We start from the raw sequence: 15772 nt of genomic DNA on the forward strand, positions 1-15772 counted from the left end.
TCCAGAAGTTATCCGAGAGTTCTTTAGGTGGGGATGTATAAAAGGGTTGCGTTTTGTAAAAGTGGGCCTCAATGAACTTCAAAGCTCACCAATGTCTCTGAGAAAGGCCAGACTAACCCGGGCGTCGTCGAGGCTCGAGACCTCAAGGGCACAGCTGAACTTCATAATCCGGGGCAGAACCTTCCGCCAGGGAACGGTTCCCTTTCCGAGGGGCAGGTGCTCGTCGCTCTTCCCGGAGTTGTCGTGGAGGTGGACGTGAACGATTCGGTCTCCGAGGAGCTCCGTAAAGCGCTCGAAGGGGAAGCCGACGGTGTTGAGGTGACCGACGTCGAGGGTAACACCCAGTTCCGTCCCCTCTAAAAGCTCGGCCAGCCTCTCAGGCGTTTGGGCGTCGAGTATTGGAAAGCTCGGCATGTTCTCAACGCCAACCTTAACGCCGAACTCCCAGGAGAGTTTTTCAAGCTCGCGAAGGGAACCGCGGTGAACTCTGTTGTAGTCCTCCCTGAACTTCCTGCTCGCCGGCGAGCAGTGGCCGGGGTGAACCGTAACCACGAGCGCGTTCAGACGGGAGGCAACGTCAAGCGTCTCCCGCAGGACTTCGATGGAAGCCATCCTGAGCCTCTCGTTGAGCGAGCCGATGTTGACGTCGCTGAACGGGGCGTGGACGGTGACCCCAAGCCCGAAGCTCCCGAGAACGTTGGCGTAGGTCTTCCACGTCTCCCTCGTTAGGAAGTTGGGCCACTCGCTTACCAGCTCGACGAAGTCGAAGCCGAGCCCTTCCGCTTCCTCAAGCCAGCGTTCGAACTCCCCAGGAGTCCTGCCCGTGTAAGACGTCATCGAGAGCCCTATCATGCTCCCACCATCAGCTTGGCTATCGCGACGACGTAAAGGGTTCCAAATATGTCGCTGTTGTTCGCTATCAGCGGAATGGCAACGCTGTCCGGGTCTATGTTATGCTTGAAGAGGATGTAGGAGAGCGAGTAGGCGTAGAGCATTATGAAGAGGGCCATCAGGGGGTACGTGACCGCGAGCTCGAAGACGAGCCTTGGCTCCGCCCGAAGGAGGAGGTAGGCTATCCCGGCGCTCAGCAGGTTTATGAGGACCCCTATTATCGGGGCCGTCAGGAGGAGCGCGAGGATTTCCTCGAAGGGCTCCCGCGAGAAGTAGCTCTCAATTTCACCGAGGTTGAGTTTGGTCGACGTTTTCGCGGCGATTATGGAGCCGTAGTTGCCGAAGGAGCTGAGGATTGAGGGATAAGCGAAGCCGAGGATTATCGTCGAGGCTATAAGCCCGCTGAAGCGCTCGAGGGTGAAGCCCGAGATTAGGCTGAGCATCGCGAGGGCTGTTACGGTGGTGAAGAGTTGCTTGTACTTCAGGAACTCGGCAAGCCTGACGCGGGAGAGGAACCAGAGGACGAGCAGGAGGAGGATTGATGCCCCGTTGAGGGTCCAGAAGGCTTTACCGCTCGCCTCAAGGAGGAGAATGAACCCGATGAGGGTTGGAATCGTCAGCAAATCACCCATTGAGGCAACCAGCGGTGCCGCGAGGCTGTCGGGGTCAACGTCCCGCTTGAAGGCCAGAATTGTGATTCCAGCCGTGAAGTAGCCGAGGATTAGTGAGACGAGTATCGTCGAACCGATGACTATGAAGAGAATCTCGAACGCGTGATATCGGATTCCCCTTATGACGCCTATCGCCCAGAGGAGCGTTACGGGAATCAGCGAGAGGAGCATGGCGATGACGACGTTCTCGAGGACCTTTCTGTCCTTCATCGAGGGCTCGAGCTCACCGAGGTAGAGCATCGTGGAAAATCTTGACGCCATCGAGCTGAAGACGTTTCCGCGGAGGCCCATCATTCCGGGGAGAATTACGAGCAGGCCCGGATAGCTCTTCCGAATCCTATCGAGGTACTTGCCGAGGAACGTTCCACCGAAGAAACCTATGACTAACGAGACGATGAGAGATGGAAGCGATACCCTGAAGGCGTTTCGAACCTTGTTACCAAACGACATCGAGGGAAACTCGCGGGGTGGCATTTAAACGTTTGTGCCGAAAAGTTAAATAGTCGCCCGGCCCAACTTAGACCGGTGAATCGGGAGTGGAGGAATGGGACGAGGTTGAGGTTCCCAAGAACGTTAAGGACATCTTCATCGAAATGAAGAACACGGCCGAGCTCATGGTTGATTTGGCCTATTCGGCGGTTCTCTTCAAGGAGAAGGAGATGGCGGAGGAAGTTCTTGAACTCGAGGAATACCTCGACATACTCAACTACAACCTCACCGTCAGGGCGGTTCTGGCGGCGAGGAACATGAAGGAGGCCGAGCAGATAACGTCAATCCTCCAGATGGCCAGGTCGATAGACGACATCTCCAACGCGGCGGGAGATTTGGCAAAGATGGTCCTCGAGGAGAAGCTCCACCCGCTGATTACCGAGGTAATCCTCGAGAGCGAGGAAACCATCGGCAAGATAGTCGTCTCTCCGGAGTCAATCCTTGTCGGAAAAACGCTCGAAGAGCTCGACCTCGCGACGAACACAGGGGTGAGGATAATCGCGATAAGGCGCGGTAAAAGGTGGATTTTCGACCCCGACGAGGACACCAAGATATTCCCCAACGATATACTCATCGGCAGGGGAACGAGGACTGCCCTGGACTACCTGAAGGAGATAGCGAGGGGCAACATCAAGGTGATGCCCAATGAGTGAGTTCGATGAGATTAGGAACTGCCTCGTCGAGATGAAGGATTTATCGGCCCTCATGATTGACCTGGCCTTTTCATCGGTCATGTACAACAGCGAGGACATAGCGGAGGAGGTCTACCTCCTAGAGGAGAAGATGGACGACCTGACACTGAAGGTCAAAAAGCTCGCCCTCCGCGCGGCGAAGAAGGAGGAAGACCCCGAAAGCCTACTGAGCGTCATAGATTTGGCCGATATCAACGAGCGCATAAGCGATGCCGCCTACGGGATAGCGGACATAATCCTCCGCGACATCGAGCCACACCCGATTATTCAGAAAATAATGGAGGATACCGAGGAGGAGCTCGGTCGCGTCACTGTAAGGGCCGGCTCGGTTCTCATCGGCAAGACCCTCGAACAGCTCAAGCTACCGAGCAAGATAGGCACGAGGATTCTGGCAATAAAGCGCGGTGAGCGCTACATCTACAACCCCGGAAGGAAGGACACGATTGAAGAAGGTGACGTCCTCATAGCGGTCAGCTCGGACATGGACAAGCTGAGGAAGCTCGCAGGGGAGGAAGTGGAAGAGGAGGAGTGACTCCAGTTTCTCATTTTATATCCTCGTCCCTGACGAGCCCCTTCGCGTAGGGGCACAGCTCCTTCAGCGGACAGCTTTCGCACTTCGGCCTTATCGGCTTGCATATGCTCCTCCCGTGGTCGACCATCGCGTGGTTCACGTAAATCCACTTCTCTTTCGGAATCAGCTCCATCAGGTACTCCTCGACCTTCTCCGGAGGAACCCTCGGCGGAGCGAGGCCAAGGCGCTTGCTTATCCTGTTCACGTGCGTATCCACAGGAATGGCCTGCCTCCCGAAGCCATAAGCTAAGACGATGTTGGCGCACTTCCTCCCGATTCCGGGAAGTTTCATCAGCTCGTTGATGTCGTCCGGAACCTTCCCGCCGTACTTCTCAAGGATTATCCGCGAGGCCTTGACAATCCATTCGCCCTTCGTCTTCCAGAGGCCGACGCCCCTCTTCCTGAGAAACTCGCGCATCTCATCAACCGACGTGTTGGCTATCGTCTCGATGTCCCTGTATTTCTCAAAAAGCTCCTCCCAGACGCGGTAGGTAACTTCGTCGCGCATTCTCTGCGAGATTATGCAGTGAACCAGCGTCCTGTAGGGGTCGCCGATTAGGAGCTTCTCCCTCGGGTGAGTTTTCATGAGGATTCCAACGATTTTTTCGGCCCTTTTCCTCTTCTCATCCCAGCTCTCCTCGAAGGTAAAGCCCTCAAGGCTCAACGACCGTGACTTCCCTGCCATGCACTACCACCACCTTTCCCTCGGCCACTCTAACTCTTTTCAGGTTCTCGAACTCTCTGCTATAAATCTTTTGCCCGCTCCAGTTGTAGATTCGAACCTCGCTCCCGAGAACGACGACAAACCCCTTCTCGAATGGAATTGCATCATCTACTTCCCCTTCGAACTCAAGCGTGAACTCCTCAACTTCTCCAGCGGAGAACTCGATTTTTGTGCTCTTGTCCACCTTCAGGGGGCTCGGTTCGGCCAGGAGAACCTTGAAGGGCAAAGGTTTTCCGAGGAGCTCCACCTCGACGGTCTCTCCAGTCTTCAGCTCCCTGCCCCGGAGCTTCTCCCTCACTATCTCCTCGAATCCAGCGGGAAGCTCAGCCTCGAATAGCGGTTTCAAAACGACCTTCATGGAACCACCGAAGGAAGTTGGAGCGGGAGAAGAAAAGGTTAACGTTAGAGAACCTCCCTCCGAAAGCGGGCGAGAACCCAGAAAACGACGTGAGGACGGCATTTCTCTTGGTGCTCAGCCCTCATGTTCTGTTCAGTGTGTGCGCCTATTTCCTTCACTATCGCCCCAAGCAAAACATGCCTACCGTTTACAACGTCCTCGGTTATCTGCCAGACCATAACTCCGCCGAGGCCCTTTGCGAGGGCGTAGCGGGTCTTCTCCGCGACGCTCTTCGGGTCGTCGTAGGTCAGGAAAGTTCCGTTGGGGCAGTACGCCCAGGGAACCTCTGCCCTTTCGCTCCAGAGGACGGAGCAGTTTTCAACGAGCTTCACAACTGAAGAGTAAGGAACCTCGTCGGTTGCGTTTTCAAAGCTCTGGTAGAGGCCGAAGTTCCTCGCGGGAACGCCGGTGAAGGCCCTCCCGTAGAAGGGAATCCCGAGGAGGAGCTTCTTCGCGGGAACAATCTTGAGGTACCAGCTAACCGTCTCGTTCACGCTTCCCGGCCCGACGCCGGGATAGTAGAGCGGGGCGTTGAAGTATGTGAAGTTCAGCCAGGGGCCGGCGTAATCGTAGGTCATCAAGCCGATGTAGTCCACGAAACGGCTCACGTTGCTCCAGTCAACGCACGATGCTGTATCCGCGTCGGCCGGCGCGGTTACGGTTATGATGTAGCTATCCCCGAGTGTCTCCCTGAGCGTCTGGACGAGCGCCAGAAACTCCTCACCGCCGTTTGGAACCCAGCAGGGGAACTCCCAGTCGACGTCAACGCCGTCGAGCTCGTATTCCCTGAGGATTGCAAGAACGCTCTCCGCGAAGGCCCGCCTTCCTGCTTTTGAGGAGGCGAACTTCGAGAAGTTCTCGCTGAAGGTCCAGCCACCGACGCTCACGAGGAACCTAACGCTCGGGTGGGTTCTTTTGAGTTCCCTGAGCTTTTCAAGGTTAATCCCGTCCGCGTAGGGGTCGCCATAAACGACCGTTCCGTTCGCGAGGGGCCGGAGGAAGGCGTAGACGACGATGCTGACGTTATCGAGCGGAATCTCCGAAGGGCTGAAGCCGTCGTAGAGTGCCCAGGAGGGATAGTAAACGCTCACCGTGAACGAAGCCCCGGCTGGCACCGCCGTCAGCAGGAGCACCGCGAGCACCAGGGTTGAGGAAAGGACCGACCTCGACCGCACGGGAACCACTCCTGAAGATACGGCAAGGAGGATAAAACGATGTCGCCCGAACCGCAACGCTTTTAAGAAATATATCATTCGATATGTCGAAACAGGACATGTCTGAAAACTTAATAGGTGTTGGACATGGGAGCGGAGGAAGTGCCGGACTGGAAGGAGTACTACGAGAGAATGAAAGAAACCGCCCCGCTCGTGATACACTACCCCATCTGCGGTGGAGGGGAGGAATGCATCTTCGTGTGCCCGTTCAGCGATAAAATCTGGGAAGTCATCCCGATGAAGGTGAGCCTCTTCGGCTTCAAGTACAAGGTCAGGCTAAGGCCCTTCATGAGCCACCCCGAGAACTGCAGGAAGTGCTACATCTGCGTCCAGGCATGCCCGACCGGCGCTCTGAGGCCCGTTGAAAAACCTGTCAAGCATCCAACCCTCGTCCTGCTGTACAACACCCTAAAACTGCCCTTCAAGAAGAAGTACGGAATTAAGTTCGTGTTCCGGAAGGAACATGCTGAGAAGTTCAGGAAGAACAACTGAAAGCTTTTAAACCAACATGTCGAACGATATATCGGTGAATTAAATGGAGAGGCCGAACTTCAGGGGTCAGCTCAAGCTCCTAATCCTCAAGATGCTCGAGGAGAAGCCGATGCACGGTTACGGGATAATGGCCGAGCTCGAGAAGCGCTATGGCGTCCCTCACCCCAGCCCGGGAACCGTTTATCCGATTCTGGCATCGCTCCGGAGGGCGGGGTTAATCGAGACCGTCGGCTCGGGCAAGAGGGAGAAGAAGCTTTACAGGACCACGGAGAAGGGAAGTGAATACCTGCGGGAGCACGAGGAGGAACTCCAGAACGTCCTGAGCCTCGCCGAGAAGTTCATAGAGTTCCGGAAGATTGGAGGTTTCGAGCTCGCCAGGGCGCTGAAGGACGTTTTCAACTCGGTTAACGAGCTGAGCGAGGAGCAGAAGAGGGCCCTCGCCGAGGAGTTTATGGACTTCACCAAGCGGGTCAGACTGATTCTCCTCGGGGAAACAAAGGGTCAGGAGAAGAGCTCATAGCTTATCCTGAAGGCTTCAAGAACCGGGAGCTTCTCCCCGGCAAAGAAGCTGAGCATGGCCCCTCCGCCGGTCGAGACGTGGCTTATGCCCGTTATGTTGTACTTGTAGATGCTCGCTATCGAGTGGCCACCGCCGACGACGCTGAAAGCAGGACTCTCCGCTATCGCCCTGAAGACGCCGACAGTTCCGACAGCGAACTCTTCCCTCTCGAAGACACCCATCGGACCGTTGGCAACTATGATTTTCGCCTTCTGGAGAATCTCGCGGTATTTCTCCACCGTCCGGGAGCCGATGTCAAGGATTGGGTAGCGGTCGAAGAGCCACTTCTCGTCGCTCAGCAGGTCAACCTCAACGCGCTCACCATCGCGGTCAACGGCGAAATCAACAGGGGTTCTCACATAGGGGTAGAACTCGTCGAGTATTCTCTCGGCCCAGTCAACAAGCTCAAGGAGGCCCTTCTTTTCCATGAACTCAAGGTTGGCATCGCCGAGGTTGAAGCCCTTCGCGAGGGTGAAAACGTGGCCGACGAGACCGCCTGTTAGGATTAGGTCTGCCTTGTCCTTCCTAAGGACGTTTTCGGCAACCCTGAGCGAGTCGTCAACCTTCGCACCGCCGAGCACGTAAACCCTCGGCCTTTCGTCGCTCTCGTAGGCCCTGCTAAGGGCGTCTATCTCCCTCTCCATAAGGTTGCCCATCACCATAGGCTTCAGCCGGGCGAAACCGACGAGCGAGGGCTGGCTCCTGTGTGAAGAAGCGAAGGCGTCGTTGACGACGTAGTCTACGAGCGGGGCGAGCTTTCTCACGAAGAAGGTCCTCTCGCACTCCTCGAGGGGCCGGTAGAAGACCTCCTCCGCAGAGAAGCGGAGGTTTTCGAGCATGAGAACTTCGCCAGGTTTCAGGGACTTTATTCTATCCCTCGCGAGCCTTCCAAAGATGTCCTCGACGTACTCAACCTCCTGCCCGAGAAGCTCGCCGAGGATTTGGGCGTGTTGCTCTGTCGTTATGTAGTCGCCCTTGTAGGGCCTGCTCTGGTGGGTTCCGATTACGACCCTGGCACCGTCCTCCACGAGGTGCTTCACCGTCGGTAGAACCGCCCTGAAGCGCGCGTCGCTCGTAATCCTGCCGTTCTCAACCGGAGAGTTCAAATCCACCCTCAGAAACACCGTTTTGCCGTGAAAGTTGAAGTCGGTGAGCCTGAACATTGCATCACCGGGAAAATGTTAAATATGGCCATTAATAAAGCTTATTTGGACACTCTCGGTGAATAACGGAGCTCAAGTAAGTTCTTAAGGGGAACGTATTATTCCTTTCGGAAGGTGAACGGCATGACCTGGACGGCCCAACTGGTGAGAAAGCTCCCCCGCGAGACGCTCATCGACTACATCATCGAGGTTCTCGGAAGAATGGGGTTTAAGAACTACGAGCGCGTCAGCGACAGGGGAAAGTGGGGCATAGACATAGTTGCAATCAGAGATGACCCGATAGCCGGGATGGAAAAGCTCATCATAAAGGTTCACACGGATTCACTTGCATCCGCCAAGGACATCAACGTCTTCGGCGACCTGCTCGACAAGTACAAGGCCGACAGGGGAATCCTTGTGGCTCCGATAGGCTTTACTAAGGACGCGAGGAGCACCGTCGCCAAGGAATACCGCGGAAGAATAGTTATGTGGGACGCCGACAAACTGGCCCAGACGTTCTCCAACTACGGCATAGAGGCGCCGAAGATTGAGGAGGAAAAGGACGAGGAAGAAGAAAAGAGCCCGCTCGAAGAGTTCGACCTTGACGCACCGCTTCTCTACGAGTTCTCGCCCGAGGAGATAACGAAGCTCATAGCCAAGAAGGCCAGCGCGGAGTACCCCGTTAAGCCGGCCGAGATGAGGATAAAATCGATGAAGGTCGTCCTCACGAGCGCTTACATACTCTCCTGGAGCGTTGACGAGAAGAACGAGCGCGACAAAGCCGTGGTGTTCTCGAAGGAAAAGGTCGTTCCAAAGGCACTCTCAAGCGAGCTCGCAACTCCGGTTAAGAAGGCCCTTCTCAACGATAGCTCAAGGATAAAGGCCACCGAGCGGGAGGTAATCAACAGGATAAGCCCGAGCGAATCCGTGATAGTCCTCAAGGAGAGGCTCGCGAAGGAACTCGGCGTTCCAGAGGGGGACATCAGGATACAGGAGAGGAAGAAGGTCTACGTCCCGGAGAGCGTTGAGGTAGAGCTTCAGATTGGGGAGAATGAGGGGAAAGCGAGGGTGAACCCGGTAACGGGTGAAGTGGAGTTCGAGATGGAGCCCCTGCCGGAGGAGTTCTTCAGAGAAAAGGTACGGGAAATCGTGGAAAAGCGCCTCGGAGAGAGGCCAGAGGAGATAAACCTCACCCGCGACGGCTGGAAGGTAAAGGTAACAGGAAGAACCAGGCGCTTCACCTTCGAGTTCAAGTTCAACGCCTACACAGGAAAGGCCCTGATGGCCGAGACTGTAATGACCGACGAGGCCCTCAGAGAGCTCCTCGAAAGGACATATCCGGAAGGTGAAATCCTGAGCCTTGAGAAGGGCAAGAAGGTGGCCATCGCTGACGTCAAGCTCAAGGACGGGATAGCGGTCGTTGAGGTCAACCTCGAGAACGGAAGCCTGAAGGAAGTCAGAAAGCTCCCCTCGCCCGAGGAGGCCCTCGACAACGCGAAGAGGATTATAGAGGAGAACTTCCCGCTGAGAAACCTTGAGATGAAGGGAAGCAGGGTAATAGAGCACAAGTTCCTTGAACTGGAACTTGAGGGCGAGGGAGGAAAAGCTCTCGTAAAGGTCGACGGCGCGACGAGGGACGTTCTGGATTACATCGTCGAGATAACCCCTGAGAAGGCTAAAGAGCTGGTGAAGGAGAAGTATCCCGACTTCGAGGTAAAGAGCGTTGAGGAGAAAGAGGCTTCATACCTCGTCACCGCAGAGAACGGGAGGCACGCGATAAAGGTCAAGGTCAGCAAGGACGGCAAGCTGATAGAGGAAACCGACCGCGTTCTGCTCGAGGACGTTGCGAGGGAGATAGCGGTTGAGAGGATAAAGGGAATCGACGAGACGGCGGAGCTCAAGTCGTTAAGGCTTGAAAACGACTGGGTCGCGGAGTTCCAGGGCGGAACGAAGGTCGGAAAGCTAATCCTCGACAGGAAGACCGGCGAGGTCAAGGAGGAAGACGTCCGCTTCACGGAAGTTGCCCTCGAGAACAGCTTCCACGAGCACATACGGAAGATTTACGGCGAAACCGAGCTGAGGACCGAGAGGCTGACCCACTACAAGGAGCAGAACTACGTCCACATAAAGGTCGCCGGAAAGGACCACCTCTACTACGCGAGGATTGACACGAGAACCGGGAAGATAATAAGCGAGGACAGGGCCCCGGCGAAGGGCCTGACGGCGAAGCTCAAACAGCTCCAGCTGGAGAGCAAGTACAAGTGACTACGCCATCAGCATGTTCTCTATCATCTTTATTGCTTCCACTATCTTTTTCTCCGGTTTGTCCTCGTTGCGCGGTATCTCGAGGTTTATTACCAGCCTCTCCTCCTTGCCGTCGTCGAAGTCGTAAATCTCAAGCTCCTCAACCTCAACGTCCTCGAAGATGCTTTCGAGTTCCGGACTGAGGATTTTGCCCTCGTTGCCGTAGACTTCGACGCGAACCACATCGTCGGTCGTTGAAGCTACCACGACAATCTCGTAGGGGCCGACCTTCTTGACGAAGCGGAGGACGCTTCCGTAGCCTTCAACGGCCTCCTTAAAGCCGAGCTGGAGCATCGTCGAGCGTATCGCCTCGGTCTTGCTCCTAATCCTGTTAAGGATTCTCTCGCGGAGCTTGTAGCTCTCCTCAAGGGCCTTCTTTATGCCCTCTCCAGCCCTCTCAACGGGCCCCTCCCATATGCCGATGACCTTTATACCGGATGAGGTCGGCTTGAGCTCAATCTTGAGGGAATCAACGTCAAAGTCTCTCAAATCATCAATCTTAAGCTCGCCGAGGGTGAGTATATCGAACTCAATCCTCACGACGTTTCCGAAGGCCTTGCCTTTGAACTTCACCCCCATCACCAAGGGACGCTCAAAGCTACGGTTTAAAAACCCTTCCATGCCGGTCGGGTGAAAGCTATCCCTTCCGAAGGTTTTTCGAGAAAAATCAAGAAAACGGCGGGGTTTGGAAAGGCCATACGGGTTTGATTTTTCTGAAAATAAAGATAGGGGGGAGAACCTCAGAATATCAACGGCGCCCTGTACTCGCCCCAGACCTCGCGAAGGACGTCGGTGACCTCGCCGAGGGTCGCGAGGTGCCTGTGGGCCTCGATGATGTAGGGCATGAGGTTCTCGTCGTCTGTTTCGGCCGCGTTCCTGAGCTTGTCGAGGGCTTCTTCGACCTTCTTGTTGTCCCTCTCGGAGCGGAGCTTCTTGAGACGCTCAATCTGCTTCTCGCGAATGCTCGGGTCGACCTTGAGTATCTCGACCTCAAGGGGCTCGTCGGTCTGGAACTTGTTGACGCCGACGATTATCCTCTTGCCTTCCTCGATTTCCTTCTGGTACTTGTAGGCGGCATCGGCAATCTCCTTCTGTATGTAACCGCGCTCTATGGCCCTCATCATTCCGCCCATCTTCTGAATCTTCTCGATGTACTTCAGGGCCTCCTCGTAGATGTGGTCGGTGAGCCACTCGATGTAGTAGGCACCTCCGAGCGGGTCAACGGTGTCAACGACACCGCTCTCGTAGGCGATAATCTGCTGGGTTCTCAAAGCTATTCTCACGCTCTTCTCGGTCGGGAGTGAAAGGGCCTCATCGTAGGAGTTGGTGTGTAAACTCTGGGTTCCACCGAGAACCGCCGCGAGGGCCTGAATGGCAACGCGGATGATGTTGTTCTCGGGCTGTTGAGCGGTGAGCGTTGAACCTGCCGTCTGGGTGTGGAAGCGGAGCATCATGGAGCGCGGGTTCTTGGCGTTGAACCACTCCTTCATGATGTATGCCCAGAGCCTCCTCGCGGCCCTAAACTTCGCAATCTCCTCAAGGAAGTTGTTGTGGGCGTTGAAGAAGAAGCTCAGCCTCCCGGCGAATTTATCAACGTCCATACCGCGCTCGATGACGGCCTTGACGTACTCTATACCGTCGGCCAGGGTGAATGCAACCTCCTGGACCGCGTTGGCTCCGGCCTCTCTGATGTGGTATCCACTTATGCTTATCGAGTTCCACTTGGGAATGTTCTCGGCGCAGTACATTATTATGTCCGTTGTAAGGCGCATGCTCGGCTGGGGCGGGAAGATGTAGGTTCCCCTCGCTATGTACTCCTTCAGGATGTCGTTCTGAACCGTTCCGCGGAGCTGGTTCTGGGCAACGCCCTGCTCCTCGGCAACAAGGATGTACATCGCGAGCAAATTGGCGGCGGTCGAGTTAATCGTCATGCTCGTTGAGACCTTGTCGAGTGGAATACCGTCAAAGAGAATCCTCATGTCCCAGAGCGAATCAATGGCAACGCCGACCTTTCCGACTTCACCTTCGGCCATCGGGTGGTCGGAGTCGTAGCCCAGCTGGGTCGGCAGGTCAAAGGCGACGCTCAAACCGGTCTGCCCCTGCTCGAGGAGGTACTTGTAGCGCTTGTTGCTCTCCTCGGCGGTGGCGTAGCCCGCGTACTGCCTCATCGTCCAGAATCTGCCACGGTACATCGTTGCGTAGACACCGCGCGTGAATGGATACTCACCCGGAAAGCCGAGCTTCTCAAGGTAGTCCCAGTCCTCGCCGAGGTCAGCGGGAGTGTAGAGCCTCTTAATCTCGAAACCGTCATCCGTCATGAACTTTTCCTTTCTCTCGGGCCTCTTCTCAATGAACTTCTTGACGGTGGTCTCCTCCCAGCGCTTCTCCTCCTCGCGAATCTTGGCGAGCTTCTCCTTATCGAAGGTCATATCAACCACCGCTTAGGGTAGGGCGGGGAACTATAAAAACCTTTTACATAGCGAAAGGAAGCATTTGGCATTGGATAAAAAGTCCATCAGTCCGGGAACTCCCCTTTAACGAGGAGGAGCCACGTGGCAGAGAGCAGGCCGGCGGAGGCAACTGCAAAGGTCACCACAGTCTTCCAGGGCGTTCCGGCCACGCTCAGGTTTTCAAAGCCCGCCTTCAACATCACGAGGGCCTGGTAGCCGAGGGTCAGCCTCTCAGGGTGCTCGAAGTAGGGAACCTGGGGAAGGAGGAACTGGCCGAGGAAGAGTATTCCGAACGTGGCGAGGGTTGCGTAGAGGGGCCTCCTGACGAGGACCGCCAAAAACATCGAGAGCGCCCCGAGGAAGGCCAGGATTACGGCGGTCGAAGCGAGGACCGCCCCAAAGTCAACGGCGAGGGCCTTAACCCCAGCCAAGCCCGCGTGGTAAGGAAGGGGGGCGTAGAGCCAGATTACTGCGTAAGGAACTCCAAAGAGCACGAGGAGCGCCGATAAACCCGCGAGGAACTTCCCGGCAAGGAACTCGCCGATTCCGATGGGCCTCGCGAGGATTAGCCTTATCGTGCCCCTGTCAATCTCTCCTGCGATTAGGTCACTCATTATTATGACCGCTATTAGCTGGCCGATTATCCCAAGCCAGTAGTTTGGAAGCAGGTCGGAGAAGAGGCCCTCAAATCCCCTCTTAAGTTCCTCAACCCCCGTCCCGCTCGCGTTGGGGTTAAGCAGGTAGATTACCGCCGGGAAAATCGTAACGAGGAAGAGTAGCTTGAACTTCCGCGAGCGGATTAGCCTTAGAAACTCGGTCTCGAAAACCGGCGTCATTCCTCCCACCCCGCGTTGAAGCGCTTCATGAGGATTCTCTCCAGCGGGCTCGTGTGGGGCTTGAAGAGCTTCAGCGCGAGGCCGTTCTCACCTATGAACCGCGGAACCTCCGTGAAGAACCTCTCTGCAAAGCGCCCGTCGAGGCGAACCCGCAGGATTCCCTCTTCCTCCCAGACCTCGCGCACGTAAACCTTGTCGCGCAGGAACTCCATCAGCCGGGCGTTGTCCGAGACGACCACGTCGTAGTCGTTGCTCTCGAACCTCGTCAGGTCTTTGACGCGCCCCTGCTCTATCATCTGGCCGTCCTTGATTATGCCCACGTAGTTGCACGTCCTCTCGATTTCGCTGACTATGTGGCTCGACAGGAAGACCGTCTTCCCGGCCTTCGCCAGCTCGAGGACCTTTCCTATGAACTCTATCCTGCCGATGGGGTCGAGGTTGCTGGTCGGCTCGTCGAGGATGAGCAGTTCGGGGTCGCCGATTAGGGCGGACGCGAAGGAAACCCTCTGCCTCTGCCCGCTCGAGAGCTCCCTCACCCTGTTGAAGGCGAGCCTTCCGACGCCGGTGTAGGCCATCAGCTCCCTCGCCCGCTTAATCGCTTCCTCCCGTCCGAGGCCGGAGAGCCTGCCCATATAAACCAGAAACTCAAAAACCGTCATGTCCTCGTAGGCCAGGGGCTTCTCGGGCATGTAGCCGACTTTCCTCATGATTTCAACCCTCTCGCGGGACATCTCGAGGCCCAGAATCTTAATCTCGCCGTAGGTCGGCTTCAGCGCGCCGGTGAGCATTTTGATTGTCGTCGTCTTTCCGGCTCCATTCGGCCCGAGAAAGCCGTAAACGACCCCCTTAGGAACCCTGAGGTCGAGGTTGTAGACGACGTTGCGCTTTCCAAAGAACTTGGTGAGCCTGAGGGTCTCAATGGCGTAGTCGACCATCTTAACACCTAAATTGAAATCGAAGCGGTGCTAATAAGCTTTGTGCCGACGTCCCGACAAAATTAATGGGTTTGCTTAGCATTTTGACGAAGAGCCAGCCGAGGGCGCTTCCCCTCTTGAACATTTTACAAAAACCCGCCCGAAATTCTAATAATCTTCGAGTACTATCTCAAATTTCGAAAAACTTTGCGGAGGTGATGGCGTGCAGAGCGTAGCCAGGAGGGCGCGCTCCAAGTGGGTCACGGGATTGAGGCCCAAACTGGAGGAAGCCTTTTCGCGCGGGGCCTTCGAGGGGACCCTCTTTGGCAAGGCCGAGCTCAAGGGGCTCGACATGCTGGAGGTCGTTGAGATAAAGCTCGTCCCCGGAAAGCCCGAGGGGCCGTCCTTCGAGGTCTCGGGTAGAATCGTGACGTTCAAGTTCCCCGTGGAGAAGGGGGAGAGCCTTGACGACGTTTACTATCCCCTGATGGGCATGCTCAACAGGGTCTAAAGCTTTAAGCTTCCTCCCCAAGTTTTTCTGATGCTCGTCAAAGGTATCGGCCTCGACAGCTCGGCAAAGCTGGCCTTCCAGAGCCACGCCCACAGCGACCACTTCGTTAGCGGAGAAGTTATCTTCGCGACCAGGGCGACGAAGTTCCTCAGCCACCTGCGCAAGGGCGGTTTCTACCGCGAGGTTAGGTTCGGGAAGAGGTTCTACATCGGCGACGTTAAGGCGAAGCTCTATCCAGCTGGACATATGCTCGGTTCGGCCGGAATAAAGCTCTGGCTCGAGGCCGGAACGCTCTTCTACACCGGCGACACCAAGTGGTTCAAGCTGAGAACGGCCGAAAAGAGTCGCTTCCCGAGGGCAGACTTCCTGATAATCGAGGCCACCTTCGGCGTTCCGGCCTTCACGTTCCCCTCGCCGAGGGAAGCGGAGAAGAAACTGGTCGCCTTCGTTGAGGAAGCGCTCGACAGGGGGAAGAGGCCCGTCCTTTACGTGAACCAGACCGGAAAGGCGCAGGAGGTCATGAAGATACTCGACGTCCACGGGATAACGGTTAAGCCCTCGCGCGAGATGCTGAAAGTGGCGAGGGTTTACTCCAAGTTCGGGGTTCGCTTTGGCAACATCGAGAGCGATGGAGAGGTAATCCTCCGTTCCTACCGCTCGCCGAGGGTCGAGAACTCCCTGAGCCCCTGGGAGCTAACCGTTTCCGGCTTCGGAAGGCTTAAACTGAGCAACCACGCCGACTTCTGGGAGCTGGTGAGGATAGTCGAGAGGGTGAATCCGGAGAAAATTTTTACGGTCTACGGCTTTGCCCGGGAGTTCGCCGAGATTCTCAGGGGTTTGGGCTATAACGCTATTGACATTATGCCAAAGGATATAATAGATTTATGAATGATTACCAAGATTTCTTGAATTAAT

At 55.9% G+C, this 15772-nt stretch carries 17 protein-coding genes; 7 read left to right on the forward strand and 10 right to left on the reverse strand.

Features of this window, described 5'->3' with window-relative positions; all coding sequences use genetic code 11:
* Positions 1 to 78: 78 nt before the first annotated feature.
* Positions 79 to 852: a sugar phosphate isomerase/epimerase gene (locus E3E28_RS01280; protein WP_167913729.1), complete on the reverse strand. Its 774-nt coding sequence runs from the start codon at positions 850 to 852 to the stop codon at positions 79 to 81.
* Positions 849 to 2012: a magnesium transporter gene (locus tag E3E28_RS01285; RefSeq protein ID WP_167913730.1), complete on the reverse strand. Its 1164-nt coding sequence runs from the start codon at positions 2010 to 2012 to the stop codon at positions 849 to 851. The genes E3E28_RS01280 and E3E28_RS01285 overlap by 4 nt, the downstream gene beginning before the upstream one ends.
* Before the next feature lie 86 nt (positions 2013 to 2098).
* Between E3E28_RS01285 and E3E28_RS01290 the strand changes: the two genes are divergently transcribed.
* On the forward strand, positions 2099 to 2704 hold the full coding sequence (locus E3E28_RS01290) for a potassium channel family protein (RefSeq protein WP_167913731.1): 606 nt from the start codon (positions 2099 to 2101) through the stop codon (positions 2702 to 2704).
* The gene (locus tag E3E28_RS01295; protein WP_167913732.1) at positions 2697 to 3275 is read left to right on the forward strand and encodes a potassium channel family protein; all 579 of its coding nucleotides are present in this window, start codon (positions 2697 to 2699) and stop codon (positions 3273 to 3275) included. Before E3E28_RS01290 ends, E3E28_RS01295 begins: the two co-directional genes overlap by 8 nt.
* Before the next feature lie 10 nt (positions 3276 to 3285).
* Here the strand turns inward: E3E28_RS01295 and nth are convergent, their stop codons facing one another.
* Genes nth through E3E28_RS01310 form a run of 3 tightly spaced genes read right to left on the reverse strand, consistent with a single transcriptional unit; the run spans position 3286 to position 5619 of the window.
* Positions 3286 to 3999: an endonuclease III gene (nth, locus tag E3E28_RS01300; protein WP_167913733.1), complete on the reverse strand. Its 714-nt coding sequence runs from the start codon at positions 3997 to 3999 to the stop codon at positions 3286 to 3288.
* Positions 3968 to 4396 carry an ATPase gene (locus E3E28_RS01305; RefSeq protein WP_167913734.1) on the reverse strand — a complete coding sequence of 143 codons (429 nt, stop codon included), beginning with the start codon at positions 4394 to 4396 and terminating at the stop codon, positions 3968 to 3970. The genes nth and E3E28_RS01305 overlap by 32 nt, the downstream gene beginning before the upstream one ends.
* A gap of 44 nt (positions 4397 to 4440) precedes the next feature.
* Positions 4441 to 5619, reverse strand: a complete 1179-nt coding sequence (locus tag E3E28_RS01310; protein ID WP_167913735.1) for a glycoside hydrolase family 18 protein — start codon at positions 5617 to 5619, stop codon at positions 4441 to 4443.
* A gap of 117 nt (positions 5620 to 5736) precedes the next feature.
* Here E3E28_RS01310 and E3E28_RS01315 point away from each other — a divergent pair, with 117 nt between their 5' ends.
* Together E3E28_RS01315 and E3E28_RS01320 are read left to right on the forward strand one after the other, a co-directional pair.
* Positions 5737 to 6141, forward strand: a complete 405-nt coding sequence (locus tag E3E28_RS01315; RefSeq protein WP_167915080.1) for a ferredoxin family protein — start codon at positions 5737 to 5739, stop codon at positions 6139 to 6141.
* Between the two features lie 43 nt (positions 6142 to 6184).
* Positions 6185 to 6661: a PadR family transcriptional regulator gene (locus tag E3E28_RS01320; RefSeq protein WP_167913736.1), complete on the forward strand. Its 477-nt coding sequence runs from the start codon at positions 6185 to 6187 to the stop codon at positions 6659 to 6661.
* Here the strand turns inward: E3E28_RS01320 and E3E28_RS01325 are convergent.
* Positions 6643 to 7863, reverse strand: coding sequence for a phosphoglycerate kinase (locus E3E28_RS01325; RefSeq protein WP_167913737.1), 1221 nt, complete (start codon positions 7861 to 7863; stop codon positions 6643 to 6645). The genes E3E28_RS01320 and E3E28_RS01325 overlap by 19 nt on opposite strands.
* 123 nt (positions 7864 to 7986) lie before the next feature.
* Between E3E28_RS01325 and E3E28_RS01330 the strand changes: the two genes are divergently transcribed.
* The gene (locus E3E28_RS01330; RefSeq protein ID WP_167915081.1) at positions 7987 to 10107 is read left to right on the forward strand and encodes a restriction endonuclease; all 2121 of its coding nucleotides are present in this window, start codon (positions 7987 to 7989) and stop codon (positions 10105 to 10107) included.
* Here the strand turns inward: E3E28_RS01330 and E3E28_RS01335 are convergent, their stop codons facing one another.
* The 4 genes from E3E28_RS01335 to E3E28_RS01350 all read right to left on the reverse strand — a co-directional run bounded on the left by E3E28_RS01335 (position 10108) and on the right by E3E28_RS01350 (position 14367).
* Positions 10108 to 10719: a hypothetical protein gene (locus E3E28_RS01335; protein ID WP_099211877.1), complete on the reverse strand. Its 612-nt coding sequence runs from the start codon at positions 10717 to 10719 to the stop codon at positions 10108 to 10110.
* Positions 10720 to 10886: 167 nt separating this feature from the next.
* On the reverse strand, positions 10887 to 12575 hold the full coding sequence (locus E3E28_RS01340; RefSeq protein ID WP_167915082.1) for a methylmalonyl-CoA mutase: 1689 nt from the start codon (positions 12573 to 12575) through the stop codon (positions 10887 to 10889).
* An 86-nt stretch (positions 12576 to 12661) separates the two neighbouring features.
* Complete coding sequence (locus E3E28_RS01345) at positions 12662 to 13432, reverse strand: ABC transporter permease (protein ID WP_167913738.1); 771 nt, start codon at positions 13430 to 13432, stop codon at positions 12662 to 12664.
* Positions 13429 to 14367 carry an ABC transporter ATP-binding protein gene (locus tag E3E28_RS01350; protein WP_167913739.1) on the reverse strand — a complete coding sequence of 313 codons (939 nt, stop codon included), beginning with the start codon at positions 14365 to 14367 and terminating at the stop codon, positions 13429 to 13431. The genes E3E28_RS01345 and E3E28_RS01350 overlap by 4 nt, the downstream gene beginning before the upstream one ends.
* 202 nt (positions 14368 to 14569) lie before the next feature.
* On the opposite strand from E3E28_RS01350, the gene E3E28_RS01355 reads away from it, so the two are divergent.
* A complete protein-coding gene (locus tag E3E28_RS01355) occupies positions 14570 to 14857 on the forward strand; it encodes a hypothetical protein (protein WP_167913740.1) in 288 nt (95 codons plus the stop codon).
* 30 nt (positions 14858 to 14887) lie between these two features.
* The gene (locus E3E28_RS01360) at positions 14888 to 15745 is read left to right on the forward strand and encodes an MBL fold metallo-hydrolase (protein ID WP_167913741.1); all 858 of its coding nucleotides are present in this window, start codon (positions 14888 to 14890) and stop codon (positions 15743 to 15745) included.
* Positions 15746 to 15772: the final 27 nt, after the last annotated feature.

It is taken from the genome of Thermococcus sp. 21S9 (assembly GCF_012027635.1).
GTDB lineage: Archaea > Methanobacteriota_B > Thermococci > Thermococcales > Thermococcaceae > Thermococcus.